Source organism: Methyloversatilis sp. RAC08, assembly GCF_001713355.1.
GTDB lineage: Bacteria > Pseudomonadota > Gammaproteobacteria > Burkholderiales > Rhodocyclaceae > Methyloversatilis.
In genome coordinates, this window is the sequence record NZ_CP016448.1 from 2,407,131 (window position 1) to 2,430,237 (window position 23,107).

The following is a 23,107-nucleotide window of genomic DNA, read 5'->3' on the forward strand; positions in this document are numbered from 1 at the left end:
TGTATCCCGGACATCTCACCGCAATGACCCAGTTCACCTTCGCCCGTCGCACTTTCGTGATCCGATTCTGGCCCGCGCTGATCTGCGCGCTGGTCATCGCTGTCACGATAGCCGCGGCACAATGGCAAACCGCGCGCGCGCACTACAAGCAGGGGCTTCTCGCTGCCTATGAACTCGCCCAGTCCGCACCCGCACTCGATGTCACGCAATGGGGCCCGGTCGCTCCGGCCGAGTATTCGAATGCCACGATCGAAGGTGTGTGGAAGGCCAGCGTGCTGATCTACGCCGATAACCGGGTACGCAATGGTCAGGTCGGTTACGGGGTATTCATGCCGCTGTGCCAGACGTCTGTGCGCTGTGTGCTGGTCGATCGTGGCTGGGTACGCAGCGGTCGCCTGCGCGAAGACCTGCCGGCTGTTCCGACCGAACCCGGTGTGCAGCGCATCGAAGGCGTCGTGCTGCGTGCCGAGTCGAGATTTGTCGAACTGTCGGCGGATTCGGTCGAGGGCAAGGTGTGGCAGAACGTGACCGTTGATCGCGTCGCACGCGCCAGTTCGCTGGAACTGGCGCCATTCATTTTCGCGCAGCACGGTGGTCCCGAAGATGGTCTGACGCGCGAGCGCCTGAAGCCCGAGTTCGGTATCGACAAGCACATCGCCTACGCCGGCCAGTGGTACGCCTTCGCCCTCGTCACTGCGTTGTCCGGACTGTTCGCCGCCATGAAGAAAACAGGAGAGAAGTCTTGAACGGCAAGAAGACGCTGGTTGTAATCGGTCTGGTGTGCACGCTGCCACTGATCGCCTCGTACGCGCTTTACTATCTGTGGCGACCCGACAGCACGGTCAACTACGGGCAGCTGCTGTCGCCACAGCCTCTGCCGAAAGAGGCGCTGACGTCGATCGCAGGCAAGTCGTTCGATTTCGACAGCCTAAAGGGACGCTGGACGCTGGTGCTCGCCGACAGCGGCGCGTGCGATGCGCGCTGCGAACAATCGCTCTATTTCATCCGCCAGGTACGCAAGGCGCAGGGTGAGCACCAGGACCGCATCGAGCGCGTGTGGCTGCTCAATGACGCGACATTGCCGCAGGCGAAGCTCGTTGAAGCAGTCGAAGGCATGCACATCGTGCGCGCCGAGGGCTCGGCCACGCTGGCTGCGTTGATCCGGGAGCCGGCGCATGCCCGAGCCATCTACCTGATCGATCCGCTCGGGCAGTTGATGATGCGCTACCCGGACGAGCCGGACCCGAAGAAGATGATCAAGGATTTCCAACGACTGATGAAGTACTCGAGGCTCGGCTGATGAATACCTACCGCAAGCTGCTGCTCGCCACCCTGGCGATGACCTTCGCACTGATTGTGCTCGGCGCCTACGTGCGACTGTCCGACGCCGGACTGGGTTGTCCGGACTGGCCCGGCTGTTACGGCCACGCCACCGTAACCCAGGCGTCGGATCACATATCCGCTGCGCAGGAGGCCGATCCGCACGGTCCGGTGACCTTTGCCAAGGCCTGGAAGGAAATGATCCACCGCTACTTTGCGGGCATCGTTGGCTTGTGCATCGTCGGCATCGCAGCGCTTGCCTGGCGCAACCGGCGCGATCCTGCGGCGTCGCCCTGGCTGGCGACAGCCCTGATAGGCGTTGTTGGTCTGCAGGCGATGTTCGGCAAGTGGACGGTCACCATGCTGCTCAAACCGGCCATCGTCACCGGCCATCTTATCGGCGGCCTGACCGTGCTCGCGCTGCTGGTCTGCCTGTACGCGCGTACGCTGGCACCCTCCCGCATCACCGTCAGTCCGGCGCTGCGCCTGTTCGCCATGTCGGCCTTCGTGGTGCTCGCAGCGCAGATCACTTTGGGCGGTTGGGTCAGCACGAATTACGCGGCGCTGGCCTGTTCCGACCTGCCGACCTGCCGCGGTGCCTGGGTGCCGGAGATGGATATCGCCAACGGCTTCCACGTCATCCGAGAACTGGGCGTCGGTGCCGATGGCGAAACGCTGACCATCGAGGCCTTGACGGCGATCCACTGGATGCACCGGGTCGGCGCGGTCATTGCGACACTTGTGCTGGTATCCCTCGCGTTCGGCCTGCGCAGAGCCGGTCACGCAGCGCTTTCGACGGCATTGCTGGTGATTCTGGTGCTGCAGGTGCTGCTCGGTCTGGCCAATGTCTGGTTCAGCCTGCCACTTCCGCTGGCTGCTGCGCACAACGGCGGCGCTGCGGCGCTGGTGATCGTGATGGTGCTGATAAACTACCGCCTTCGCGCGACCGCGCAGCAACGCTATTCCGGAGTTTTCCATGAAAGCCATGCGGCTTGATCTACCGCCCCTGTCGCTGAGGCTGGCCAATTACCTGCAGCTGACCAAGCCGCGCGTCGTCCAGCTGATCGTTTTCTGCGCGGTGATCGGCATGTTTCTCGCCGTGCCGCAGGGCCTGCCGCCGATGGGTGTGGTATTGGCCGCCACCGTGGGGATCGGGCTGGTGGCGGGTGCCGCCGCCGCGATCAACTGTCTGGTGGAACAGAAGATCGACGCCGTGATGGCGCGCACGCGGGCGCGTCCGTTGCCGCGCGGCGAGGTCAATTCTCTCGAAACGCTGATCTTCTCGGGTGTGGTCGGCGGTGTCGGCCTGACCCTGCTTTACCACTGGGTCAATCCGCTGACCATGTGGCTCACGCTTGCGACCTTCATCGGCTACGCCATCATCTACACGATCGTACTCAAGCCGGCGACGCCGCAGAACATCGTGATCGGCGGTGCTTCCGGCGCGATGCCGCCGGTGCTGGGCTGGGCCGCGGTGACCGGCGAAGTGTCGTCCGATGCACTGCTGCTGTTCCTGATCATTTTCGCGTGGACGCCGCCGCACTTCTGGGCTCTTGCGCTCTATCGCACGCAGGAATACGCCAAGGCAGGGCTGCCGATGCTGCCGGTGACCCATGGTGCCGAATACACCCGGCTGCAGGTGTTTCTGTACACCCTTATCCTGTTTGCGGTCACCCTGCTGCCGTTCGCCTCGCGCATGAGTGGCTGGATCTACCTCGCGGCAGCGATCGTGCTAGGCGGCATTTTCATCGCCTACGCCTGGCGCCTGATGCGCAATTACTCCGACGATCTCGCCAAGCGCACGTTCCGCTTTTCGCTCTGGCACTTGTCCCTGCTGTTTGCAGCGCTGCTGGTCGATCACTACATCCCGCTATGAACCGCCGCCTCTTCGCGACCGCGCTATTTGCTGTCGCACTGTCGGGTTGCAGTCCGTCCGGCCCCAGCTATCGAAGCATCGACGTGACCGGTGCCGAATATGGCCGGGGTTTCACGCTGACCGACCACACCGGTCAGCAGCGTACGCTGGCCGACTACAAGGGCAAGCTGGTCACGCTGTTCTTCGGATTCACGCATTGTCCCGATGTGTGCCCGACCAGCCTCTCGACCATGAAGCAGGCGCTTGAGCTGCTTGGACCGGATGCGACAAAGGTGCAGGTGCTGTTCATCACGGTCGACCCCGAGCGTGACACGGCAGAGCTGCTGGCCGGCTATGTGCCGAAATTCGACCCGTCCTTCGTCGGTCTGCGCGGCGATGCTGCGGCGACTGCCGCCACGGCCAAGGAATACAAGATCTTCTACCAGAAGGTTGCTGGCAGTACCGAAGGGCAGTACACGATGGATCATTCGGCCGGTACCTACGTCCATGACGCGCAGGGCCGACTGCGGCTGTTCATCCGTCACGGCGAGACGGCTGCCAATATCGCGCAGGACCTGAAAACGCTGCTCGCAGCCAGCTGAAAAAAAAGCGACCCGGAGGTCGCTTTTTCTTGTCCAGCCGACGGGTCGCGACCGTAGTCCGGGTCAGGCGGCCATGCCAAGCGCACGGTGCATGGTGGCTTTCATTTTCTGCATCGCCTTCGCCTCTATCTGCCGGATGCGTTCGGCCGACACGCCGTACTCGTCGGCCAGTTCATGCAGCGTGGCCGATTCGCCCTCCTGCGCGAGCCAGCGGCGCTGCACGATGGTCCTGCTGCGGTCGTCGAGCGCGGCCAGTGCCGACTGCAGGCCTTCTTCGCGTAGACGTACATCCTGCGCCGCTTCCATCACTTCCAGCGGTTCGGCCGCGCTGTCGGTCAGCCAGCTGATCGGCGCCATGCGGGCACTGTCGCGGTCGTCGTCGTCGGTATTGCCTTCGAGCGCGATGTCCTGCCCGGTCAGACGGGTTTCCATCTCGACGACTTCCTCCGGCTTGACGCCCAGTGTCTTCGCCACTTCGCGGACTTCAGCCGGATTCAGCGTGTTGCTGCTGTGCTTCAGGCTGCGCAGGTTGAAGAACAGCTTGCGCTGCGCCTTGGTTGTCGCCACTTTCACGAGGCGCCAGTTGCGCAGGATGTACTCATGGATTTCGGCCTTGATCCAGTGGATCGCAAACGAAACCAGGCGTACGCCGCGATCCGGATCGAAGCGCTTCACGGCCTTCATCAGGCCGATATTGCCTTCCTGGATCAGGTCCGCGTGCGGCAGGCCATAGCCCAGGTAGCCGCGTGCGATGGCGATCACCAGACGCAGATGGGACATCACTAGCGCGCGGGCGGATTCCAGATCTTCCTCGTCGCGGAAGCGCCGGGCAAGCGCCTGCTCCTGCTCTTCAGTGAGCAGTGGCACACGGTTCGCGGCCTGGATGTAGCTATCGATATTGCCGAGGGCGCCCGCCACCGGCAGATTCGGAACAATCAAAGCATGGGTCATGTTGCATTCCTCCCTTGCGTGCAAGATTAGCACTCCTCGCTATTGAGTGCTAACGGTCGAATCGGTTCATTGCGTCGCAATATGTAACGGGTCACTGCGCGCCGACTGCGACGGCTCGCTTTGGGGTTGGACCGGGGGGCACGCTACAATCCGCTCATCAGTCACCGTCCTGTCAAACCGCCGATGCGCATTCCGACTGCCCTGTTCCTGCTGATGTGCTGTCCGGTGATCGCGTTCGCCCAGTTGCGGGCGATTCCGCCGGACGCGATCAAGGCGAAGATGCAGCCGCCGCAGGACGGTCTGGTCGAAATGGGCAAGCATGTCTTCCGGCTGGCGCCCGGTGCCCACATACGTTCGACCGACAACCGCATCATGCTGCCGGTCATGATCACGTCCGAACAGGTCGTGCGCTACAAGCTGGACGCCAATGGTGACCTGTACCGCGTGTGGATCCTGTCGCCGGACGAGATCGACCTTCCGGCCCCCAAACAGTAGGCAAGCATGACGATCCGGATGAATTCGCCCCGATGAGCCGCAAGATTTACATCAAGACCTTTGGTTGCCAGATGAACGAGTACGACTCGGACAAGATGGCCGACGTGCTCGGCGAGTCCGAAGGTCTGACGCCGACCGATCGCCCGGAAGAAGCGGACGTGATCCTGTTCAACACCTGTTCGGTGCGCGAAAAGGCGCAGGAGAAGGTGTTTCATGATCTCGGTCGGGTCAAGCATCTGAAGAAGGACAACCCGCGCCTGCTGATCGGCGTCGGCGGTTGTGTCGCCAGTCAGGAAGGTGCGGCCATCGTCGAACGCGCGCCCTATGTTGATTTCGTGTTCGGCCCGCAGACCCTGCACCGTCTGCCCGACCTGATCGCGAAGCGGCGCGAGAGCGGGCGGCCGCAGGTCGACATCAGTTTCCCCGAGATCGAGAAGTTCGATCACATGCCACCGGCGCGCGTCGAAGGCGCCACCGCCTTCGTGTCCATCATGGAAGGCTGCTCGAAGTACTGCACTTTCTGTGTCGTGCCCTACACGCGCGGCGAGGAAGTGTCGCGCCCGCTGGACGACATCCTGACCGAGGTGGCGACGCTGGTCGCGCAGGGCGTAAAGGAAGTGACCTTGCTCGGCCAGAACGTCAATGCCTGGCGTGCGCCGATCAGCCGCGGCTCGGACGACATCGGCGATTTCGCCTTCCTGCTCGAATGCGTGCATGACCTGCCCGGCATCGAGCGCATGCGCTACACGACCTCGCACCCGCGCGAAATGACGCAACGGGTGATCGACGCCTACGCGCGCCTGCCCAAGCTGGTGTCGCAGCTGCACCTTCCGGTGCAGAGCGGCTCCGACCGCATCCTCGCGGCGATGAAACGCGGCTACACGGCGCTCGAATACAAGGCGGTGGTGCGCAGGCTGCGCGCAGCGCGTCCCGACCTGTCGCTCAGCTCCGACTTCATCATCGGCTTTCCGGGTGAAACCGATGACGACTTCGAAAAGACGATGAAGCTGATCGACGATGTCGGTTTCGACAACAGCTTCAGCTTCGTCTACAGCGCACGGCCCGGCACGCCGGCCGCCGACATGGCGGACGATACTCCGACCGAGGTGAAGCAGGCACGGCTGGCGCGACTGCAGAAGCGCATCGAGGAACACACACAGGCGATCAGCCAGGCCATGGTCGGCACGGTGCAGCGCATCCTGGTCGAAGGGGCGTCGCGCAAGGACGCGCGCGAACTGGCCGGTCGCACCGACAACAACCGCGTCGTGAATTTCAGCGGCCCGGCCCGGCTCATCGGACACTTCATCGACGTGCGCATCGAATCGGCGCTGCCGCACAGCCTGCGTGGCGCGGTGCTCACGCGAGAGGCGGTCGACGCTTGAAAACCAAACCGCTCGAGTTGCTGCTCGAACCGCTGGACAACACCCGGCTGGCCAATCTGTGCGGCGTGCTGGACGAAAACCTGCGCCAGCTGGAAACCGCCTACGACGTCGAGATCGCCCGCCGCGGCGAAAATTTCCGCGTCAGCGGCGATCCGGTGCAGTCGCAGCGGGCCATCGTTGCGCTGCGCCACTTCTACAGCGTCGCCAAGGACCACCTGAGTGTCGATGCCATCCAGCTCGGCCTGATCGAACTGTCGAACCGCGGGCTGCCCGAACCCGGAGCGCCGACGCTGCTGACGCGCAAGAGCAATCTGCACAGCCGCACGCCGCGCCAGGCGCAGTACCTCAAACAGATCCAGGAACACGACATCACCTTCGGCATCGGCCCGGCCGGCACCGGCAAGACCTATCTGGCGGTGGCCAGCGCCGTCGACGCGCTGGAACGCGAAACGGTCGCGCGCATCGTGCTGACCCGCCCGGCGGTCGAGGCCGGGGAGCGGCTCGGTTTCCTGCCTGGCGATCTGGCGCAGAAGGTCGATCCCTATCTGCGGCCGCTGTACGACGCGCTGTACGAACTGATGGGATTCGAGCGCGTGGCGCGCGCCTTCGAACGCCAGGTGATCGAAATCGCGCCGCTGGCCTACATGCGTGGCCGCACGCTGAACAACGCCTTCATCATTCTCGATGAGGCACAGAACACCACGCCGGAACAGATGAAGATGTTCCTGACCCGCATGGGCATCGGTTCCAAGGCGGTCATCACCGGCGACCTGACGCAGGTCGATCTGCCGCGCGGACACAAAAGCGGGCTGGGCGAAGCACGCAAGGTGCTGCACGACGTGCGCGGCATCGCCACGACCGAATTCCTCGCCGAGGATGTCGTACGCCATCCGCTGGTGGCGCGCATCGTGTCCGCCTACGAACGGTTCGAAGCGCAGCGCGAGGCCGAAGAAGCCATGCGCAGGGGACCGCGCGGCTGATGCGGCTGAACCTGTCGGTGCAGTACGCCTGCGCGCGCGACGGCTGTCCACCGCGCACCGATGTCCTGCGCTGGGTGCGTGCCGCACTCGACGAGGAGGTCGTCTTGCGTGCCGACATCACGGTGCGCTTCGTCGACGCCGATGAAGGTCGTGCGCTCAATGTCGACTACCGCGGCCGTGATTACGCGACCAATGTGCTGTCGTTCCCGTACGAGCAGGGCGCGCATCTGGCGGGTGATCTCGTCGTCTGCCAACCGGTGCTCGCGACCGAGGCAAGCGCACAGTGCAAGCCTTTCGCACAGCACGCTGCACACCTGATCGTGCACGGCACGCTGCATCTGCAGGGTCGGGACCACGAAACGTCGGACGCCGACGCCGAGGCGATGGAGACGGAAGAACGGCGCATCCTGGCCGGTCTGGGTCTGCCTGATCCGTACGCCGACGACTGCTGAAACCGGGCCTGCGACGGTGCGCTCTCGGCCTGCGACGCACGCCTGACTCGAAACCTGCACGCGGCTCGGGTTACACTTGGCCCGTGTTCGTTCTCCTCGCCCCGCATGGACAGTAGTCCTTCCGCCCCGCATCGCCCGGGTTTTCTCGAACGGCTGAGCCATCTTCTGATGCGCGAACCGGAGGACCGGGACCAGTTGCTGGCGCTGCTGCACTCCGCCTTCGAACGCAATCTGCTTGACGCGGATGCCCTGTCGATCATCGAAGGCGCGCTCCAGGTGTCCGACATGCCGGTGCGTGACGTGATGATTCCGCGCGCCCAGATGGATTGCGTAGACATCGAAGACCCGCTGGAAAAGATCGTCGACACCGCGCTGCGCACCGCGCACTCGCGTTTCCCGGTCATCGGCGACAACCGCGATGACGTCATCGGCATCCTGCTCGCCAAGGATCTGTTGCGGCTGGTGGCCGGCCACGACGACAGCCTGCGCGACATGTTGCGCCCGGCAGTGTTCATCCCCGAATCGAAGCGGCTCAACGTGCTGCTGCGCGAATTCCGCGCCAGCCGCAACCACATGGCCATCGTCGTGGATGAATACGGCGGTGTGGCAGGTCTGGTGACGATCGAGGACGTGCTGGAGCAGATCGTCGGTGACATCGAGGACGAGTACGACTTCGACGAGTCGGCCGACAATATCCGCATCGATCAGGCCGGGCGCTATCGCGTCAAGGCGGCGACCGAGATCGAGGATTTCAACGAGGTTTTCGCGACCGAGTTCGAAGACGACGCCTTCGATACGGTCGGCGGTCTGGTCATACATCAGCTCGGCCGCCTGCCCAAACGCGGTGAAGTCATCCAGCTGCAGGATCTGCGTTTCACCGTGCTGCGCGCCGACAGTCGGCGCGTGCACACGCTGATGGTGGATCGCATCAAGCCGGCCACGCCGATCGACGCAGCGTTGGTCGAATGAAGCCGGTGGTCAGGCTGGCCGCAGCCGGTGCGGCCGGTCTGCTGGCGGTTGCCGGATTCGCGCCGCTCGGCCTGTTTGCGCTCCCGCTGCTGTCGCTCGCCACGCTGCTGTGGCTGACCGACCGTTGCGATCCGCGCACTGCCGCGCTGACCGGCTTCGTGTTCGGTCTGGGTTGGTTCCTCGGCGGCGTGTCCTGGGTGCATGTCAGCCTGCACGACTTCGGTGGCATGCCGATGGCGATTTCACTGCTCGCCACCTTCCTGTTCTGCGTCTATCTGTCCTTCTTCCCGGCGGCGGCCTGCGCAGCACAGTGCTGGCTGCGCCCCGGTCGCGTGCTTTACGCACCGCTGTTTGCCGGTCTGTGGGCACTGACCGAATGGCTGCGCGGCACGCTGCTGACCGGGTTCCCGTGGCTGGCCAGCGGCTATGCGCACGCGCCGCCGAGCCCGCTGGCGGGGTACGTGCCGGTGTTCGGCGTGCACGGCGCAGGCTGGGTCGCTGCATTGATTGCCGCCCTGCTCGCGGCGGCGGCGCTGCAGCGGATGACCTGGCGGCCGGCCATCTTGTCGCTGGTCGCGCTGCTGGCGGGTGGCGCGCTGCTCGGCGCCGTCCGCTGGACCGAGCCCACGGGCCGCACGCTGACCGTGAGCCTGCTGCAGGGCAATGTGCCGCAAAGCCTGAAGTGGGTACCTGAACGTCTGCCCGACTCGATGCAGACCTATCTCGAGCTCGCGCGCACCTGGCCCGCCGATCTGGTCGTGCTGCCGGAAACCGCCATCCCGGTGCCGTACGACGAAATCGATCCGGCCTGGCTGGCCGAAGTGCGGCGCACCGGCGCCGATGTGCTCATGGGTGCCATCACCATCGGTCGCGATGACGATGGCACCGCCCGCTACTTCAACAGCGCGGTCGCACTGGGCCGTGACGATGCGCGCTACAGCAAGTCGCATCTGGTGGCGTTCGGCGAATTCACGCCGCCGCTGTTCGCGTGGACGCTTTCGCTTTTGTCGATCCCAATGTCCGACTTCGGCCGCGGCGCGCCGGTGCAGCCGCCGCTCGATCTGGCGGGCGAGAAGGTCGCGGTGAACATCTGCTACGAAGACGTGTTCGGCGAGGAACTGATCGCCGCGGCGCGCGATGCAACGCTGCTGGTCAATGTGTCCAATACTGCCTGGTTCGGCGATTCGCTGGCGCAGCCACAGCATCTGCAGATCGCGCAGCTGCGTGCGCTGGAAATGGGCCGGCCGATGCTGCGCGCCACCAATACCGGCATGACGGCCGCGATCGGCGCCGACGGTCGCATCATCGCTGCGCTGCCGCCGTTCGAGCGTGCCGGACTGCGTGTCGAACTGTCCGGCCAGCAGGGCCTGACGCCCTTCATGCGCTGGGGCAATGCGCCGGTGGTCATCGGCGCGCTGCTGCTGATCGGGGCGGCGATGGTGCGGCGCAAGGCGAGCCGGTAGAATCCGCGCTTTCCGATTCGCTCAGTGCCCATGTCCGCCGCACCCACATTCCAGGAAGTCCTGCTGCGTCTGTCCCGCTTCTGGGGCGACCAGAACTGCGCCCTGCTGCAGCCCTATGACATCGAGGTCGGTGCCGGCACCTTCCATACCGCCACCTTCCTGCGCGCCATCGGCCCCGAGCCCTGGCGCGCCGCCTACGTACAGCCGTCGCGCCGTCCGAAGGATGGTCGCTATGGCGAGAACCCGAACCGGCTGCAGCACTATTACCAGTTCCAGGTCGCGCTGAAGCCATCGCCGCCGAACATCCAGGAGCTGTACATCGACAGCCTGCGTGCGCTGGGGCTGGACCCGTCGCAGCACGACATCCGCTTCGTCGAGGACGACTGGGAATCGCCGACGCTGGGTGCCTGGGGGCTGGGCTGGGAAGTGTGGCTGGATGGCATGGAAGTCACGCAGTTCACCTATTTCCAGGAAGTCGGGTCGATTCCTTGCAAGCCGGTGCTCGGCGAGATCACCTACGGCGCCGAGCGCCTGGCGATGTATCTGCAGGGTGTCGAGAACGTGTATGACCTGGTGTGGGCGCCGGGCATCCGCTACGGCGATGTCTATCATCAGAACGAGGTCGAGCAGTCGACCTACAACTTCGAACATTCGAATGTCGAGTGGTTGTTCAGGCAATTTGGCGACTACGAGTCGGAAGCGAAGCGCCTGATCGAAGTCGGCCTGCCGCTGCCCGGCTATGAGATGGTCATGAAGGCATCGCACAGCTTCAACCTGCTCGATGCGCGCGGCGCGATTTCGGTCACCGAGCGTGCCGCCTACATCGGTCGCGTACGCGCACTGGCGCGACTGGTGGCGCAGGCCTACTACGCGTCGCGCGAGCAGCGCGGCTTTCCGATGGCCGACCTGACGAGCCCGCGCCTGCGCGCACTGCTGGGCGAAGAAGAGTGCAGCCGCATCGAAGCGCTGCGCGCCGCCTGATCATCGATTGCTTCGACACCGCCGGTCACGGCGGCTGATTCTGGACTGACTATGCACGCCACATTACTGGTCGAACTGCTGACCGAAGAGTTGCCGCCGAAAGCGCTGTCGCGACTGGGCGAAGTGTTCGCCGACGGCGTTTTCAAGGCGCTGGTCGAGCGCAAGCTGGTCGCCGCCGATGCGCGCATGGACCGCTACGCCAGTCCGCGCCGCCTTGCACTCACACTGCAGAACGTGACCGACCGCGCGCCCGATGCCGTGGTCGATGAAAAGCTGATGCCGGTCGCCGTCGCACTCGATGCCGACGGCAGGCCGACGCCGGCGCTGCTGAAGAAGCTTCAGGCGAAGAACATCCCGGTCGAGGCGCTGCCGCAGTTCACGCGCCGGATGGACGGCAAGAGCGAAACCCTGTTTTACGCGATGACGGTGCCCGGCGCCGCGCTCGACGACGTACTGGCCGGCATCGTGCTCGACGCATTGAAGAAGCTGCCGATTCCCAAGCTGATGCGCTGGTCCGATTGCGACTTCCAGTTCGTGCGCCCGGTGCACGGGTTGGTCATGCTGCATGGTGATCGCATCGTGCCGGGTCAGGCTTTCGGCCATGCGTCCGGCCGCAGCACGCGCGGCCACCGCTTCATGGGCGAGGGCGAGGTGACGCTGGCGGGCGCTGACGAGTACGCGCGCACGCTGTACGAACGCGGTTCGGTCATGGCCTCGTTCGAGGCGCGCCGCGCGCTCATCACGCAGAAGCTGGCCCAGGCCTGCACCGCGCTGGGCGAGGGCGTGCACCACGTCGACGACGCAGCGCTGGTCGACGAAGTGACGGCGCTGGTCGAGTATCCGGTCGTGTACGTCGCGCAGTTCGAACCGGAATTCCTGGCGGTGCCGCAGGAGTGCCTCATCCTGACGATGAAGGCCAACCAGAAGTACTTCCCGCTGCTCGATGCCTCCGGCAAGCTGCTCAACCGCTTTCTCGTCGTGTCCAACATGCAGGTGGCCGATGCGCACAACATCGTGTCCGGCAACGAACGCGTGGTGCGCGCCCGCCTGTCCGATGCGCGATTCTTCTTCGAGCAGGACAAGAAGACACCGCTGGCCGGACGCATCACGAAGATGGAATCGGTGGTCTATCACAACCGCCTCGGCAGCCAGTTCGACCGCGTCATGCGCATCCAGCGGCTGGCGACGGAAATCGCGCATCTGCTCGATGCCGATGTGCTGGCGACGGCGCGCGCGGCGCTGTTGGCCAAGGCCGATCTGATGACCGACATGGTGGGCGAGTTTCCGGAGCTGCAGGGCGTCATGGGGCGCTACTACGCGCAGTACGACGGCGAGACCGATGCCGTGGCGGCGGCGGTCGAGCAGCACTATCGCCCGCGCTTTGCCGGCGATGCATTGCCGGAAGGCGATGTCGCCTGCGCCGTATCGCTGGCCGACAAGATCGATGCGCTGGTCGGCTTCTTCGGCATCGGCCAGATTCCGACCGGCGACAAGGACCCGTTCGCGCTGCGGCGCGCGGCACTTGGCGTGCTGCGCATACTGATGGAAGCGTCGCTGCCGCTCGATCTCGGTCAGCTGGTGCAGATTGCGGCCGGTGGTTTCCGTGCCGGCCAGATCGGTACCGGCGAAACAGCCGGATTCGCTGCACAGCTGCTCGATTTCATGCAGGAGCGTCTGCGCAACCTGCTCAAGGAGGGCGGCCACGATGCGCGCGCAATCGATGCCGTGCTGGCGCTCAGACCGGTGCGCATCGATCTGGTGCCGGCCAAGCTCGCCGCCGTCGTTGCGTTCTGCGAACTGGCTGAAGCGCAGTCGCTTGCAGCGGCCAACAAGCGCATCGTGAACATCCTGAAGAAAGCGGGCGAAGTCGGCGATGTCATCGATCCTGCGCTGTTCACGGAAGATGCCGAGGTCGAACTGAACCATGCGCTGAGCACTGCGAACATGATGGCGCATCAGCATATCGAACGCGGCAACTATGCCGGCGCGCTGAGCGCGCTGGCGATGCTGCGTGCGCCGGTCGATCGTTTCTTCGACGATGTCATGGTGAACGCCGACGATGCAGCCGTACGTGCGAACCGGCTTGCACTGCTCGGTCAGCTGGCCGCGGCAATGAATGCCGTGGCGGATATTTCGCGGCTCGAATTGAAAGATTGATGGATGAAACTGATCATCCTCGACCGCGACGGCGTCATCAATTACGACTCCGACCAGTTCATCAAGTCGCCGCAGGAATGGCGACCGATAGAAGGTTCGCTCGAAGCGATCGCGCTGCTGAACCAGTTCGGCTGGCGCGTCGTGGTGGCGACCAACCAGTCGGGTGTCGGTCGTGGACTGTTCGACATGGACACGCTGGCCGCGATCCACGAAAAGATGCACCGTTCGCTTGCCCAGACCGGCGGCCGTATCGACGCCATCTTCTTCTGCCCGCACGCGGCCGATTCGAAGTGCGCCTGCCGCAAGCCGAAGCCGGGCATGCTGCTGGAGATCGCCAGTCGCTTCAATGTGGATCTGGCGGACGTGCCGGTGGTCGGTGACAGCCTGCGCGACCTGCAGGCCGCCGATGCGGCCGGCGCGCAGCCGGTGCTGGTGCGCACCGGCAAGGGCACGAAAACCGAAGCCGATCCGGCGCTGCCGCGCGGCGCCCGGATCTATGACAATCTGGCCGCCATGGTGCGTGCACTCACGGTGAATGCCAACTGATGACCCTCGTTCGCTCCGTCCTGTTCTTCCTGTTCCTCGCCGTCATCACGCCGCCGTTCTCGTTGATTGCCATCCTGGTGAGGCCGCTGCCGCCGCGCGTTCGCTATCGCATCATCGGTGCCTGGACCCGTCTCACGATGCTCGCGCTGCGTTTCATCGTCGGCCTGCATTACCGTGTCATCGGCCGCGAGAACCTGCCCTCGCACAGTGCGGTCGTGCTGTGCAAGCATCAGTCGGCGTGGGAGACACTGAGCCTGCAGCTGATCCTGCCGCGCGTCGCCTTCGTATTCAAGAAGGAGCTGCTGCGCATCCCGTTCTTCGGCTGGGGGCTGGCATGCATGCCGATGATCGCGATCGACCGCTCGGCCGGCAAGGACGCGCTGGTGCAGGTGGAAGAGCAGGGCCGCGTGCTGCTCGAACAGGGTTTCTGGGTGACCGTTTTTCCGGAGGGCACACGCATGCCACCCGGGCAGACACGACGCTACAAGGTCGGTGGCGCGCGGCTCGCACAGGTGACCGGTGCGCTCGTGGTACCGATTGCGCACAACGCGGGCGACTACTGGAAGCGCAACGCCTTCCTGAAGTATCCGGGCGAAATCGTCGTGAGCATCGGCCCCCCGATTGCGACGCAGGGCTTGACGACCGAACAGATCAACGGGCACGCTCAGGTCTGGATCGAAAGTGAAATGCGTCGACTTTTTCCGCATCACTATGAAGCCGAACACCTGTCCGCAGCAGCTTGAGTTGGCCCTCGATACGCCGGAACACACCGCGCCGCCGCCGCTGCGCGGGCGTCACATCGTGCTTGGTCAGCAGATCGTCGAGTACGCGCTGCGGCGTTCGCGTCGCCGCTCGATCGGTTTCTCGATCGGTGAGTCCGGGCTGCGCGTGACCGCGCCACACTGGGTGACGCTGCCGCAGATCGAGGAGGCGCTGCGCGAGAAGCAGCGCTGGATATTCACCAAACTGGGCGAAGTGCGCGCGCGCCGTGCACCGGTGCGCACCGACTGGCGCGATGGCGCCCGGCTGCCCTGGCTGGGCGGCCATGTGACGCTGCGCCTTGGCGACACCTGCGCCCGGCCGATGATCGACGATGACGTGCTGCGTCTGCCGCTGCCGGCCGACGCCGATCACGACCGCGTGCGCGATGCGGTGTGTGCCTTCCTGCAGCGTGAAGCGCTCACGCGTTTCACCCGGCGGGCGACAGAACTGGGTGAGCGCATCGGCGTGTCGCCCTCGCGCGTCATGCTCAGTTCGGCCAATACGCTGTGGGGCACCTGCACTGCGCAGGGCGTGATACGGCTGAACTGGCGCCTTATCCACTTCTCACCTGCGATGATCGATTACGTGATCGCACACGAGCTGGCACATCTGAAGGAACTGAATCACTCGCGCGCCTTCTGGGATACCGTGGCGCTTATCCTGCCCGGCTTCGAAGCCGCGCGACGCGAACTGCGTACCCAGCATCCGGGTCGCATCGTCGCCCATTGAAACGCCCAAACTGCGAGGTCACATCATGAGAATCCTGCACACCATGCTGCGCGTCGGTCAGCTCGACCGTTCGATCGAGTTCTATACCAAGGTGCTCGGCATGCGCCTGCTGCGCCGGCAGGACTATCCGGACGGCAAGTTCACTCTCGCCTTCATCGGCTACCAGGACGAATCGGAAGGCGCCGTGCTCGAACTGACGCACAACTGGGACACCGACGCCTACGAGATGGGCAACGCCTACGGCCACATTGCGCTGGAAGTCGATGACGCCTATGCAACCTGCGATCAGGTCAGGGCACTGGGTGGTCGCGTGGTGCGCGAAGCCGGTCCGATGAAGCATGGTACGACCGTGATCGCCTTCGTCGAGGACCCGGACGGCTACAAGATCGAATTCATCCAGCGCGGCACATCGGGCGCCGGCTGAACCCGGGCGCCGCTCACGCGACCTTGCGCGCTGCCTGCTGTACGGCGCGAAGCTCGGTGGCCAGCGCTTCGGTCTCGTCCACCAGCTGCTCCACCCATGCGGCGCACTGCGGGTCTTCCGACGGCGTGCCGCCGCCCCCGCGTTCCAGTTGTGCGGCAATGCCGGCGCCCCGGGTGGCGCCGAAGTTGCGGACGATTCCCTTCAGTGTGTGCGCCTGCGTCGCCAGTTCTTCCCGGGTGCCGCCGGCAAAGGCCTGCACCAGCGCGTCCAGTGTGCTGCGGTAGTCGCGCAGGAAAAGCGTGATGATGTCGTGCATCAGGCCCTCATCGCCGCCGAGGTTGCCAAGCATGAACAGGCGGTCGAACCGTGTTGCTTCCGCCGGCGTGTCGGGCGGGCGGCTGACCAGTGGTGCAGCGGTTGGACCCAGTGCTTCGTCCAGCGCACGCAGCAGCGCCGGTACCTGTACCGGCTTCGACACATAGCCGTCCATGCCGGCCTCGATGCATTTTTCGCGGTCGCCGGCCATTGCGTGCGCGGTCATCGCGACGATGGGCGTGTGCCGCTGGCCGTCCTGGGCGCGGATGTGCCGCGTCGCCTCGAAGCCACCCATCTGCGGCATCTGCACGTCCATCAGGATCAAGTCGAAGCGCTGCCGGGCTGCCAGTGCCACGGCCTCGGCGCCATTGCTGGCCAGTTCGACGTGATGGCCCAGCCGTTCCAGCAGACGCAGTGCGAGCGTCTGGTTGATGGGGTTGTCTTCGGCCAGCAGGATGTTCAGCGGTCGGTTGTCGCGCAGCGGGGGCAGCGCATCGGAAGGCACTCCGGCGGACGTTTCGGGGCGCATGCCGAGCGCCGCCATCAGTGCATCGAGCAGCTGTGCTGACTCAACCGGCCGTGCTATCAGGCCGCTCACGCCGGCCGGTACCGTCCTCGCGTCCGGCGCTGTGCCGTCATGCAGCACGATGATGGGCAGGTCCGGGCTGTATTCGCTGCCGAGCGTATGCACCAGCGCCCATTCGTCGCGACATGCGATCTGCAGGTCGACCAGCAGAGCCTGGAAACAGCGTGCCTCGGTTTCCGCCGACACGATGGCGCCGATGCCCGCGTCGAGGTCGGCGCACAGTTTCGGTACGACATGCCAGTGCGCCAGTCGGGCCGCCAGATCCTCGCGTGCCGCTGCGTCGGGTTCGATCACCAGCACGGCCATGTTGTCCAGCGAACGGGTGTCGGGTTGCGCCAGATCGCTGCCGAGGGCGCGCGGGAAACGGGCGGTGAAATGGAAGGTCGAGCCCTCGCCGGGTGTGCTGGTGACGCCTATCGTGCCGTCCATGCACTGCACCAGGCGCGTACAGATGGCCAGTCCGAGGCCGGTGCCGCCGAACCGGCGTGTGGTCGAGGTATCAGCCTGCGAGAAAGCGTCGAAAATCAGCGTCTGCTTGTCGAGCGGAATGCCGATGCCGGTGTCGCGAACGGCAAAGCGCAGCCCCTGCGCCTCGGGCGTGAGTTCGTCCAGCGTGACTGACACGTCCACCTGTCCGCGTTCGGTGAACTTCAGCGCGTTCGACAGCAGGTTGGTCAGCACCTGACGCAGCCTCATCGGGTCACCCAGCACCGCGTCGGCCACGGCAGGGTCGATGTGGCAGCGCAACTGCACCGGCTTGCCCGGTTTCGGTCGCAAGGTGCGTACGACACCACCGATGACGTCGCGCAGGCTGAACGGTATCTGTTCGAAATCCAGGTGGCCGGCTTCGATCTTCGAAAAGTCGAGGATGTCGTCGATCAGCGTCAGCAATGCGTCGGAGGACTGTTTCACCAGGCCGAGGTATTCGCGCTGTTCGGCGGTCAGGTCGGTGTCGAGCGCCAGCTCCGTCATGCCCATGATGGCGTTCATCGGCGTGCGGATTTCGTGGCTCATGTTTGCGAGGAAGTCGCTCTTGGCGCGGTTGGCCGCTTCGGCGGCGTCCCGTGCGTGCATGATCTGTTCCTGTATTGCCTTGCGTTCGCTGATGTCGGATACGAAGGCAGTGAACAGCGTGCGCCCCTTCATCTGTGACGCGGTGATCGCCAGTTCGGCAGGAAACAGATTGCCGTCCTTGCGGCACAGATCAAGTTGAAGGTGATGGCCCACGACGGCGTCGAAGCGCCGGCTCAGCCATTGCACCAGATCCGTCTCATCTCGTTGGCGCTCGCTGCGCGTGACCAGCAGCTCGATCACCGGTCGTTGCCTCGCCTCGGTCAGCGTCCAGCCGAGCATGCGTTCGGCCGCCGGGTTGTACTCGATGACGTTGCCGAAGGTGTCGAAGGTGATGACCGCATCGATCGCGGCACTCATGATGGCGCCGGTGTGCGCCTCGCTTTCGGCCAGCGCGCTGCGCTGGTCGTACAGGCTCAGTGACGCCCAGTTCAGTGCCTGTGCCAGCCGGTCGGTTTCGTGCGAACCGGTGCCAGCCGGCAGGGTTTCACCCGTCGAACGGTCGAGTCGTTCGGCAAAGTCGGTGCACTGCTGCAATGCGGCCAGCGGACGGCGCAGCAGCGCGTACAGCGCGACGATGCCGATCAGCATGGCGATCAATCCGTGCAGCAGGCTGTCAGCCAGGATGTGTTGCCACACCTCGCGTGCTTCGGCACTGTCGGTTTCTGTGCGAAGCCAGCGCAGCCCCGCATCGCCGGCGAGCGGAACCCAGCTGACGACGCGCGTCTGACTGACTGCGCCGGTGCGGCTTTCGCTCGCCGGCAGGGTGCGGACTTCCGGTTGCGGTCTCGCTGGCGGCGGTTCGAACTGTGTCGGGGCAGTTCGTACCCAGCCGGGTGCACCGTTGTGCCGGAATGCCGCCAATGTGGTGCCATCGATGTCGATCAGTGCCGCACCCTGCAGCCGGGTGTCGCCCGGCAGCCGCTGCAGGAGGTTGCCCTGGTCGAGTCGGGTGGCCTGCTGGATCCGTTCGCCGATCACGCGTGTTTCGGCCAGCGCATTGCGGTGCAACTGCTGCAGTGTTTGCTGGGACTGTTCGTGCGCGGTGTATAGCGCATTGCCCACCACGCTGACGCAGAACACCAGCGCGAACAGTCCGGCGATGCGTTGCAGCAGGCCTCCGCCGCCCGGAGTCAGTGCGTCTTCCATGGCTCAGGTTTCGTCCTGAAAGCGGGCGCGAATGCCCAGTACCTGATCCCACTGGCCAAGCAGTGCATCCACGCAGACGGAATCGAAATGACTGTCGCGGCCCTCGACCAGGAAGGCCTGTGCCTTCTCCAGGTCCCAGGCCGGTTTGTAGGGACGTGGCGAGGTCAGTGCGTCGAACACGTCGGCCACGGCCACGATGCGGCCGACCAGTGGAATGTCTTCCCCGGCCAGTCCGTTGGGGTAGCCGGTTCCATCAAACTTCTCGTGATGGGTCAGGGCGATCGTCGCGGCAAGCTGCATGTAGGGCGATGCCGAATCTTTCAGGATTTCGTGGCCGATGGAAGCGTGCCTGCGCATGATCACCATTTCGTCCGGATCGAGCCGGCCCGGCTTCAGCAGGATGTGGTCGGGCGTGCCGAGCTTGCCGACGTCGTGCATCGGTGCTGCGATCAACAGCGATTCCTCCATGTCGGCATCCAGCCCCATGGCGCGTGCGATCAGTGCAGAGTAGTGCGCCATGCGCAGGATATGAGCGCCGGTTTCCGGATCGCGGAACTCGGCCGCGCGCGCCAGCTTGTTCAGCGTTTCGCGTTCGCGCCCGTAGATTTCGGCGGTGGCCCGGCGCACCTCGTCGGCCAGCGTCCGAGCGTGGTTGGCAAGCGCGACCTGGCTGCGGCGCAGGAACAGCATGTTCTTCACACGCGAGGTGAATTCGATGCGGTCCAGCGGCTTGTTCAGGAAATCGTTGGCACCGGATTCGAGCGCCCGGTAGCGCACTTCACGTTCGTGATCGGCGGTCACCATCAGCAGCGGTGTCTGCGAGCGGGCAGGGTGACTGCGGAAGCGCCGGATGAACTCGATGCCATCCATGTCAGGCATCATGTAATCGACTATCACCAGATCCGGATCTTCGCGCGTGCAGTGTTCGAGCGCCTCGGCGGGCGACAGGAAACAGGTCGAGGTGCAGTCGGGCAGCTTGCCCAGCAGCGCGGCCATCAGCACCAGGTTCACCTGGGCATCGTCGATCACCACTACATTCATCGGACAAACCTCTAGTTTTGGTCAGTGTCTTTTGTGGAAGCTTGCGGCTCGCCCGTACATTCAATATGTTGCATCGTGCCTGTTTAACGGATGCAGCCGTTGCACACTTTAGCCCGTCGCAAACTTCGTCTTGATCCGACCCGCATGACTTCGCCACCCCCGCCCTACACCCTGCGCGCGTCCGCGCTGCGCAACTGGCTGCGTCAGCTGTCCTTCCGCGACATGTTCGTGCTCGTCCTGCCGGCACTGCTCATCGTCGGCGCCGGCTTCTGGTTCGCCGCGCGCTACATCAAGCCGGCGCCGCCCGATTTCACGACTTTCTCATGCGGCGCCGAAGGCTCGGCCTACGAGACCTACTGTGCGCGCTACAAACCGCTGATCGAGCCGTTCGGTGTGCGCGTCGATGTGCGGCAGAGCGCCGGATCGATCGAGAACCTGCAGCGGCTGATGGATACGGAGCAGTCGGTCGATTTCGCCTTCGTCCAGGGTGGCAGTGCCGAAGACCATCCGCCCGGCCTGCTGTCGCTCGGTGCCGCGTATTACGAGCCGGTGTGGGTGTTCTATCGCGGCCGGCCGGGTCTGGACCGGCTGGATCAGCTCAAGGGCCTGCGCATCGGTGTCGGTGCCGAAGGCAGTGGCACGCGTCATCTGGCGCTGCAACTGCTCGAAGCGCATGCACTCGTCGGTGACGCGAAACTGCTGAAGCCGCTCGGCGGCACCGCGGGCGTGGTGGCGCTGCTGTCGCGCAAGATCGATGCGCTGATCGTGGTCGGCGCGGTCAATTCCGCCAGCGTGTGGTCCCTGCTTTACGCCGACGGTATCTCGCTGATGAGCATGGCGCAGTCGCCGGCCTACGCGCGCCGTTTTCCCCATCTGAGTGAAGTGACGCTGCCGCGCGGTGCGATCGATTTCGTGCGCGATATTCCGTCGCGCGACATTTCGATGGTGGCGACCCGCGCCTACGTCGTGGCGCGCGAGGACACGCACCCGGCGCTGATCGACCTGATGCTGGGCGCCATGAAGCCGGCGCACGCCGAAGCGACGGTTTTTCAGCATCCGGGCGAGTTTCCGCAGTCCGACGGCGGCGATTTCGAGCTGCACCCGCGCGCGGCGCGCTTCTACGAGGTCGGCCCGCCGTTCCTGCAGCGCTACCTGCCGTTTTCGATCGCCAATCTGCTCGACCGCATGATCGTGCTGCTGGTACCGCTGCTTGCCCTCGCCGTGCCCTTGTTCCGCATCCTGCCGCAGCTGTATGTCTGGCGCGTGCGCAGCAAGCTGTATCGCTGGTACGGCGAGCTGAAGGATCTGGAGCGCCAGGCGCTGCAGGAGGACACGACGCGCTCGCGCGCCGAATGGCTGCACGATCTTGACCGCATCGAAATCGCGGTTGCACGCATCGGCGTACCGCTGTCGCATGCCGACTATCACTACCAGTTGCGTGCGCACATCCACATGGTGCGCCGGCGCCTGCAGGGGCTGGCCGAGAACGTCGTGCCGGCAGACCTGTCGACCTCCGGTGTCGCCGCCGGCGACCCTGCCGCCCCGCGGGTCTGACCTTTGCGGGCGGTCTGGCGGAGTGTCTGGCCCCCTGTAATTTACAAACATTCGTGCGTGTATATAATTGCAGGCCGAGATCTGGAGAGCATTGATGCCCGCCCGCCCCGCAGTTCCGTCCGCCGCCATGTCGCCGGCGCCCCTGCATCGTTCTCCCGCTGCCCTGCGTTTTTCCCTGTTGGTCGTGCCACTGCTGATTGCGGCGACTTTCCTGAGTGCGTGTTCCGGTGACCAACCGGCCGCAGCGGCGGCACCCAAACCCCTGCCGGTGTCCATCGTGGTGGCGGAGAGCACGCGCGCGCCGCTGCTGATCGAATCGGTTGCGCAGGCGGAAGGCGCGCGCGAGGTTGAGGTCAGGGCGCGCGTAACCGGCATCATCGAAAGGCGCTTGTATGGCGAGGGCGAAGCCGTGAAGGCCGGCCAGCCGCTGTTCCGCATCGAGCGCGCGCCATTCGAGATTGCGCTCGCCCAGGCGCGCGCCCAGCTGGCCGAAGCGCAGGCGCTCGATGAGCAAACAGCACGCGAGCTGCAGCGTCTGCAGGGCCTGGTGGCCGAACGGGCGATCAGCCAGAAGGAATTCGACGACACGAAGTCGGCCAGTGCGGTGTCGAAGGCGGCGGTGAAATCAGCCGAAGCGGCGGTGCGCCAGGCTGAACTGAACCTGTCCTACACGAATGTGACCGCGCCGGTGTCCGGCATGTCGGGCCGGGCGCAGCGCTCAGAAGGGTCGCTGGTCAATGCCGGCACCGACAGTCTGCTGACATCGATTTCGCAGATCAATCCGATCTGGATCCGTTTCAGCCTGTCCGATGGCGACCTGCAGAAGCTGCCGGGTGGCCGCGCCGCCGCGCGCAGCCTGCGCGATGTCGAACTGCAGCTGCCGGACGGCAGCATCTATCCGCTGCGCGGGCAGATCAACTTTTCGGCCAGCCGCATCGATGCCTTGCTCGGCACGATGGAAATGCGCGCCGAATTCGCCAATGCCGATGCCCGCATCCTGCCCGGCCAGTTCGTGCGTGCCCGCGTGATCGTCGGCGAGCAGGACAATGTGTTCCTGGTGCCGCAGGCCGCCGTGACGCAGACCGAGAACGGCCCGGTGCTGATGCTGGTGGGGGCTGATGACAAGGTCGAGCCGCGCCCGGTCAAGCTGGGCGACTGGCAGGGCAAGAACTGGGTGGTCACCGATGGGTTGAAGCCGGGTGAGCGCGTCATCGTCGACAACCTGATCAAGCTGCGTCCGGGCGCGCCGGTTGCCCCGCGCGCGCCGGGTGAGGCTCCAGCCAACGCGCCGCCGGCAGCCGCCGCGCAGCCCAAGACCTGACG

General features: G+C 64.9%; 22 protein-coding genes. 19 read left to right on the plus strand and 3 right to left on the minus strand.

All coding sequences use genetic code 11. The annotated features are described in order from the left end of the window. The first annotated feature begins 23 nt into the window (after window positions 1-23). Genes BSY238_RS11120 through BSY238_RS11140 form a run of 5 tightly spaced genes read left to right on the plus strand, consistent with a single transcriptional unit; the run spans window position 24 to window position 3,777 of the window. Window positions 24-746: an SURF1 family protein gene (locus BSY238_RS11120; RefSeq protein WP_069039201.1), complete on the plus strand. Its 723-nt coding sequence runs from the start codon at window positions 24-26 to the stop codon at window positions 744-746. Further along, window positions 743-1,300, plus strand: a complete 558-nt coding sequence (locus tag BSY238_RS11125; protein ID WP_069039202.1) for an SCO family protein — start codon at window positions 743-745, stop codon at window positions 1,298-1,300. Before BSY238_RS11120 ends, BSY238_RS11125 begins: the two co-directional genes overlap by 4 nt. After that, window positions 1,300-2,316 carry a COX15/CtaA family protein gene (locus BSY238_RS11130; RefSeq protein ID WP_069039203.1) on the plus strand — a complete coding sequence of 339 codons (1,017 nt, stop codon included), beginning with the start codon at window positions 1,300-1,302 and terminating at the stop codon, window positions 2,314-2,316. Before BSY238_RS11125 ends, BSY238_RS11130 begins: the two co-directional genes overlap by 1 nt. Further along, window positions 2,297-3,196: a heme o synthase gene (cyoE, locus tag BSY238_RS11135; RefSeq protein WP_069039204.1), complete on the plus strand. Its 900-nt coding sequence runs from the start codon at window positions 2,297-2,299 to the stop codon at window positions 3,194-3,196. The genes BSY238_RS11130 and cyoE overlap by 20 nt, the downstream gene beginning before the upstream one ends. After that, a complete protein-coding gene (locus tag BSY238_RS11140; protein ID WP_069039205.1) occupies window positions 3,193-3,777 on the plus strand; it encodes an SCO family protein in 585 nt (194 codons plus the stop codon). Before cyoE ends, BSY238_RS11140 begins: the two co-directional genes overlap by 4 nt. 63 nt (window positions 3,778-3,840) lie before the next feature. Here the strand turns inward: BSY238_RS11140 and rpoH are convergent, their stop codons facing one another. Then, complete coding sequence (gene rpoH, locus BSY238_RS11145; protein ID WP_069039206.1) at window positions 3,841-4,728, minus strand: RNA polymerase sigma factor RpoH; 888 nt, start codon at window positions 4,726-4,728, stop codon at window positions 3,841-3,843. Window positions 4,729-4,911: 183 nt separating this feature from the next. Here rpoH and BSY238_RS11150 point away from each other — a divergent pair, with 183 nt between their 5' ends. The 12 genes from BSY238_RS11150 (at window position 4,912) to gloA (ending at window position 16,068) form a co-directional block, all read left to right on the plus strand. Beyond that, window positions 4,912-5,223 (plus strand): hypothetical protein, encoded by a 312-nt coding sequence (locus BSY238_RS11150; RefSeq protein WP_069039207.1) that lies wholly within the window; start codon window positions 4,912-4,914, stop codon window positions 5,221-5,223. 32 nt (window positions 5,224-5,255) lie between these two features. Beyond that, the gene (gene miaB, locus BSY238_RS11155; RefSeq protein ID WP_069039208.1) at window positions 5,256-6,605 is read left to right on the plus strand and encodes a tRNA (N6-isopentenyl adenosine(37)-C2)-methylthiotransferase MiaB; all 1,350 of its coding nucleotides are present in this window, start codon (window positions 5,256-5,258) and stop codon (window positions 6,603-6,605) included. Next, window positions 6,602-7,585, plus strand: coding sequence for a PhoH family protein (locus tag BSY238_RS11160; RefSeq protein ID WP_069039209.1), 984 nt, complete (start codon window positions 6,602-6,604; stop codon window positions 7,583-7,585). Before miaB ends, BSY238_RS11160 begins: the two co-directional genes overlap by 4 nt. Next, entirely contained in the window at window positions 7,585-8,037 is a 453-nt protein-coding gene (gene ybeY / locus BSY238_RS11165) for an rRNA maturation RNase YbeY (RefSeq protein WP_069039210.1), read from the plus strand. The genes BSY238_RS11160 and ybeY overlap by 1 nt, the downstream gene beginning before the upstream one ends. 105 nt (window positions 8,038-8,142) lie before the next feature. Then, window positions 8,143-9,006, plus strand: coding sequence for an HlyC/CorC family transporter (locus BSY238_RS11170; RefSeq protein WP_069039211.1), 864 nt, complete (start codon window positions 8,143-8,145; stop codon window positions 9,004-9,006). Next, complete coding sequence (gene lnt / locus BSY238_RS11175) at window positions 9,003-10,469, plus strand: apolipoprotein N-acyltransferase (RefSeq protein ID WP_069039212.1); 1,467 nt, start codon at window positions 9,003-9,005, stop codon at window positions 10,467-10,469. The genes BSY238_RS11170 and lnt overlap by 4 nt, the downstream gene beginning before the upstream one ends. Window positions 10,470-10,499: 30 nt before the next feature. After that, window positions 10,500-11,450: a glycine--tRNA ligase subunit alpha gene (gene glyQ, locus BSY238_RS11180; RefSeq protein WP_069039213.1), complete on the plus strand. Its 951-nt coding sequence runs from the start codon at window positions 10,500-10,502 to the stop codon at window positions 11,448-11,450. Window positions 11,451-11,501: 51 nt separating this feature from the next. After that, a complete protein-coding gene (glyS, locus tag BSY238_RS11185) occupies window positions 11,502-13,607 on the plus strand; it encodes a glycine--tRNA ligase subunit beta (protein WP_069039214.1) in 2,106 nt (701 codons plus the stop codon). Between the two features lie 3 nt (window positions 13,608-13,610). After that, window positions 13,611-14,153 (plus strand): D-glycero-beta-D-manno-heptose 1,7-bisphosphate 7-phosphatase, encoded by a 543-nt coding sequence (gmhB, locus tag BSY238_RS11190; protein ID WP_069039215.1) that lies wholly within the window; start codon window positions 13,611-13,613, stop codon window positions 14,151-14,153. Further along, window positions 14,153-14,896: a lysophospholipid acyltransferase family protein gene (locus BSY238_RS11195; protein ID WP_069039216.1), complete on the plus strand. Its 744-nt coding sequence runs from the start codon at window positions 14,153-14,155 to the stop codon at window positions 14,894-14,896. The genes gmhB and BSY238_RS11195 overlap by 1 nt, the downstream gene beginning before the upstream one ends. After that, window positions 14,865-15,644: a M48 family metallopeptidase gene (locus tag BSY238_RS11200; RefSeq protein ID WP_223300101.1), complete on the plus strand. Its 780-nt coding sequence runs from the start codon at window positions 14,865-14,867 to the stop codon at window positions 15,642-15,644. Before BSY238_RS11195 ends, BSY238_RS11200 begins: the two co-directional genes overlap by 32 nt. A gap of 25 nt (window positions 15,645-15,669) precedes the next feature. Continuing rightward, window positions 15,670-16,068 (plus strand): lactoylglutathione lyase, encoded by a 399-nt coding sequence (gene gloA, locus BSY238_RS11205; RefSeq protein ID WP_069039217.1) that lies wholly within the window; start codon window positions 15,670-15,672, stop codon window positions 16,066-16,068. Between the two features lie 13 nt (window positions 16,069-16,081). Here the strand turns inward: gloA and BSY238_RS11210 are convergent, their stop codons facing one another. Together BSY238_RS11210 and BSY238_RS11215 are read right to left on the minus strand one after the other, a co-directional pair. Beyond that, window positions 16,082-19,189 (minus strand): hybrid sensor histidine kinase/response regulator, encoded by a 3,108-nt coding sequence (locus BSY238_RS11210; RefSeq protein ID WP_069039218.1) that lies wholly within the window; start codon window positions 19,187-19,189, stop codon window positions 16,082-16,084. Between the two features lie 3 nt (window positions 19,190-19,192). Further along, window positions 19,193-20,230, minus strand: coding sequence for an HD domain-containing phosphohydrolase (locus tag BSY238_RS11215; RefSeq protein WP_069039219.1), 1,038 nt, complete (start codon window positions 20,228-20,230; stop codon window positions 19,193-19,195). Between the two features lie 144 nt (window positions 20,231-20,374). On the opposite strand from BSY238_RS11215, the gene BSY238_RS11220 reads away from it, so the two are divergent. Both BSY238_RS11220 and BSY238_RS11225 read left to right on the plus strand, forming a co-directional pair. Continuing rightward, the gene (locus tag BSY238_RS11220) at window positions 20,375-21,784 is read left to right on the plus strand and encodes a TAXI family TRAP transporter solute-binding subunit (RefSeq protein WP_069039220.1); all 1,410 of its coding nucleotides are present in this window, start codon (window positions 20,375-20,377) and stop codon (window positions 21,782-21,784) included. Between the two features lie 94 nt (window positions 21,785-21,878). Continuing rightward, window positions 21,879-23,105, plus strand: coding sequence for an efflux RND transporter periplasmic adaptor subunit (locus tag BSY238_RS11225; protein ID WP_069039221.1), 1,227 nt, complete (start codon window positions 21,879-21,881; stop codon window positions 23,103-23,105). Window positions 23,106-23,107: the final 2 nt, after the last annotated feature.

What these genes read in the sequence shown, in the direction of transcription:
- BSY238_RS11120 (WP_069039201.1), top strand. Translation starts at nt 24, where the DNA reads ATGACCCAGTTCACCTTCGCCCGTCGCACTTTCGTGATCCGATTCTGG.
- BSY238_RS11130 (WP_069039203.1), top strand. Translation starts at nt 1,300, where the DNA reads ATGAATACCTACCGCAAGCTGCTGCTCGCCACCCTGGCGATGACCTTC.
- cyoE (WP_069039204.1), top strand. Translation starts at nt 2,297, where the DNA reads ATGAAAGCCATGCGGCTTGATCTACCGCCCCTGTCGCTGAGGCTGGCC.
- BSY238_RS11140 (WP_069039205.1), top strand. Translation starts at nt 3,193, where the DNA reads ATGAACCGCCGCCTCTTCGCGACCGCGCTATTTGCTGTCGCACTGTCG.
- rpoH (WP_069039206.1), bottom strand. Translation starts at nt 4,728, where the DNA reads ATGACCCATGCTTTGATTGTTCCGAATCTGCCGGTGGCGGGCGCCCTC.
- BSY238_RS11150 (WP_069039207.1), top strand. Translation starts at nt 4,912, where the DNA reads ATGCGCATTCCGACTGCCCTGTTCCTGCTGATGTGCTGTCCGGTGATC.
- miaB (WP_069039208.1), top strand. Translation starts at nt 5,256, where the DNA reads ATGAGCCGCAAGATTTACATCAAGACCTTTGGTTGCCAGATGAACGAG.
- ybeY (WP_069039210.1), top strand. Translation starts at nt 7,585, where the DNA reads ATGCGGCTGAACCTGTCGGTGCAGTACGCCTGCGCGCGCGACGGCTGT.
- BSY238_RS11170 (WP_069039211.1), top strand. Translation starts at nt 8,143, where the DNA reads ATGGACAGTAGTCCTTCCGCCCCGCATCGCCCGGGTTTTCTCGAACGG.
- lnt (WP_069039212.1), top strand. Translation starts at nt 9,003, where the DNA reads ATGAAGCCGGTGGTCAGGCTGGCCGCAGCCGGTGCGGCCGGTCTGCTG.
- glyQ (WP_069039213.1), top strand. Translation starts at nt 10,500, where the DNA reads ATGTCCGCCGCACCCACATTCCAGGAAGTCCTGCTGCGTCTGTCCCGC.
- glyS (WP_069039214.1), top strand. Translation starts at nt 11,502, where the DNA reads ATGCACGCCACATTACTGGTCGAACTGCTGACCGAAGAGTTGCCGCCG.
- gmhB (WP_069039215.1), top strand. Translation starts at nt 13,611, where the DNA reads ATGAAACTGATCATCCTCGACCGCGACGGCGTCATCAATTACGACTCC.
- BSY238_RS11195 (WP_069039216.1), top strand. Translation starts at nt 14,153, where the DNA reads ATGACCCTCGTTCGCTCCGTCCTGTTCTTCCTGTTCCTCGCCGTCATC.
- BSY238_RS11200 (WP_223300101.1), top strand. Translation starts at nt 14,865, where the DNA reads ATGAAGCCGAACACCTGTCCGCAGCAGCTTGAGTTGGCCCTCGATACG.
- gloA (WP_069039217.1), top strand. Translation starts at nt 15,670, where the DNA reads ATGAGAATCCTGCACACCATGCTGCGCGTCGGTCAGCTCGACCGTTCG.
- BSY238_RS11210 (WP_069039218.1), bottom strand. Translation starts at nt 19,189, where the DNA reads ATGGAAGACGCACTGACTCCGGGCGGCGGAGGCCTGCTGCAACGCATC.
- BSY238_RS11215 (WP_069039219.1), bottom strand. Translation starts at nt 20,230, where the DNA reads ATGAATGTAGTGGTGATCGACGATGCCCAGGTGAACCTGGTGCTGATG.
- BSY238_RS11220 (WP_069039220.1), top strand. Translation starts at nt 20,375, where the DNA reads ATGACTTCGCCACCCCCGCCCTACACCCTGCGCGCGTCCGCGCTGCGC.
- BSY238_RS11225 (WP_069039221.1), top strand. Translation starts at nt 21,879, where the DNA reads ATGCCCGCCCGCCCCGCAGTTCCGTCCGCCGCCATGTCGCCGGCGCCC.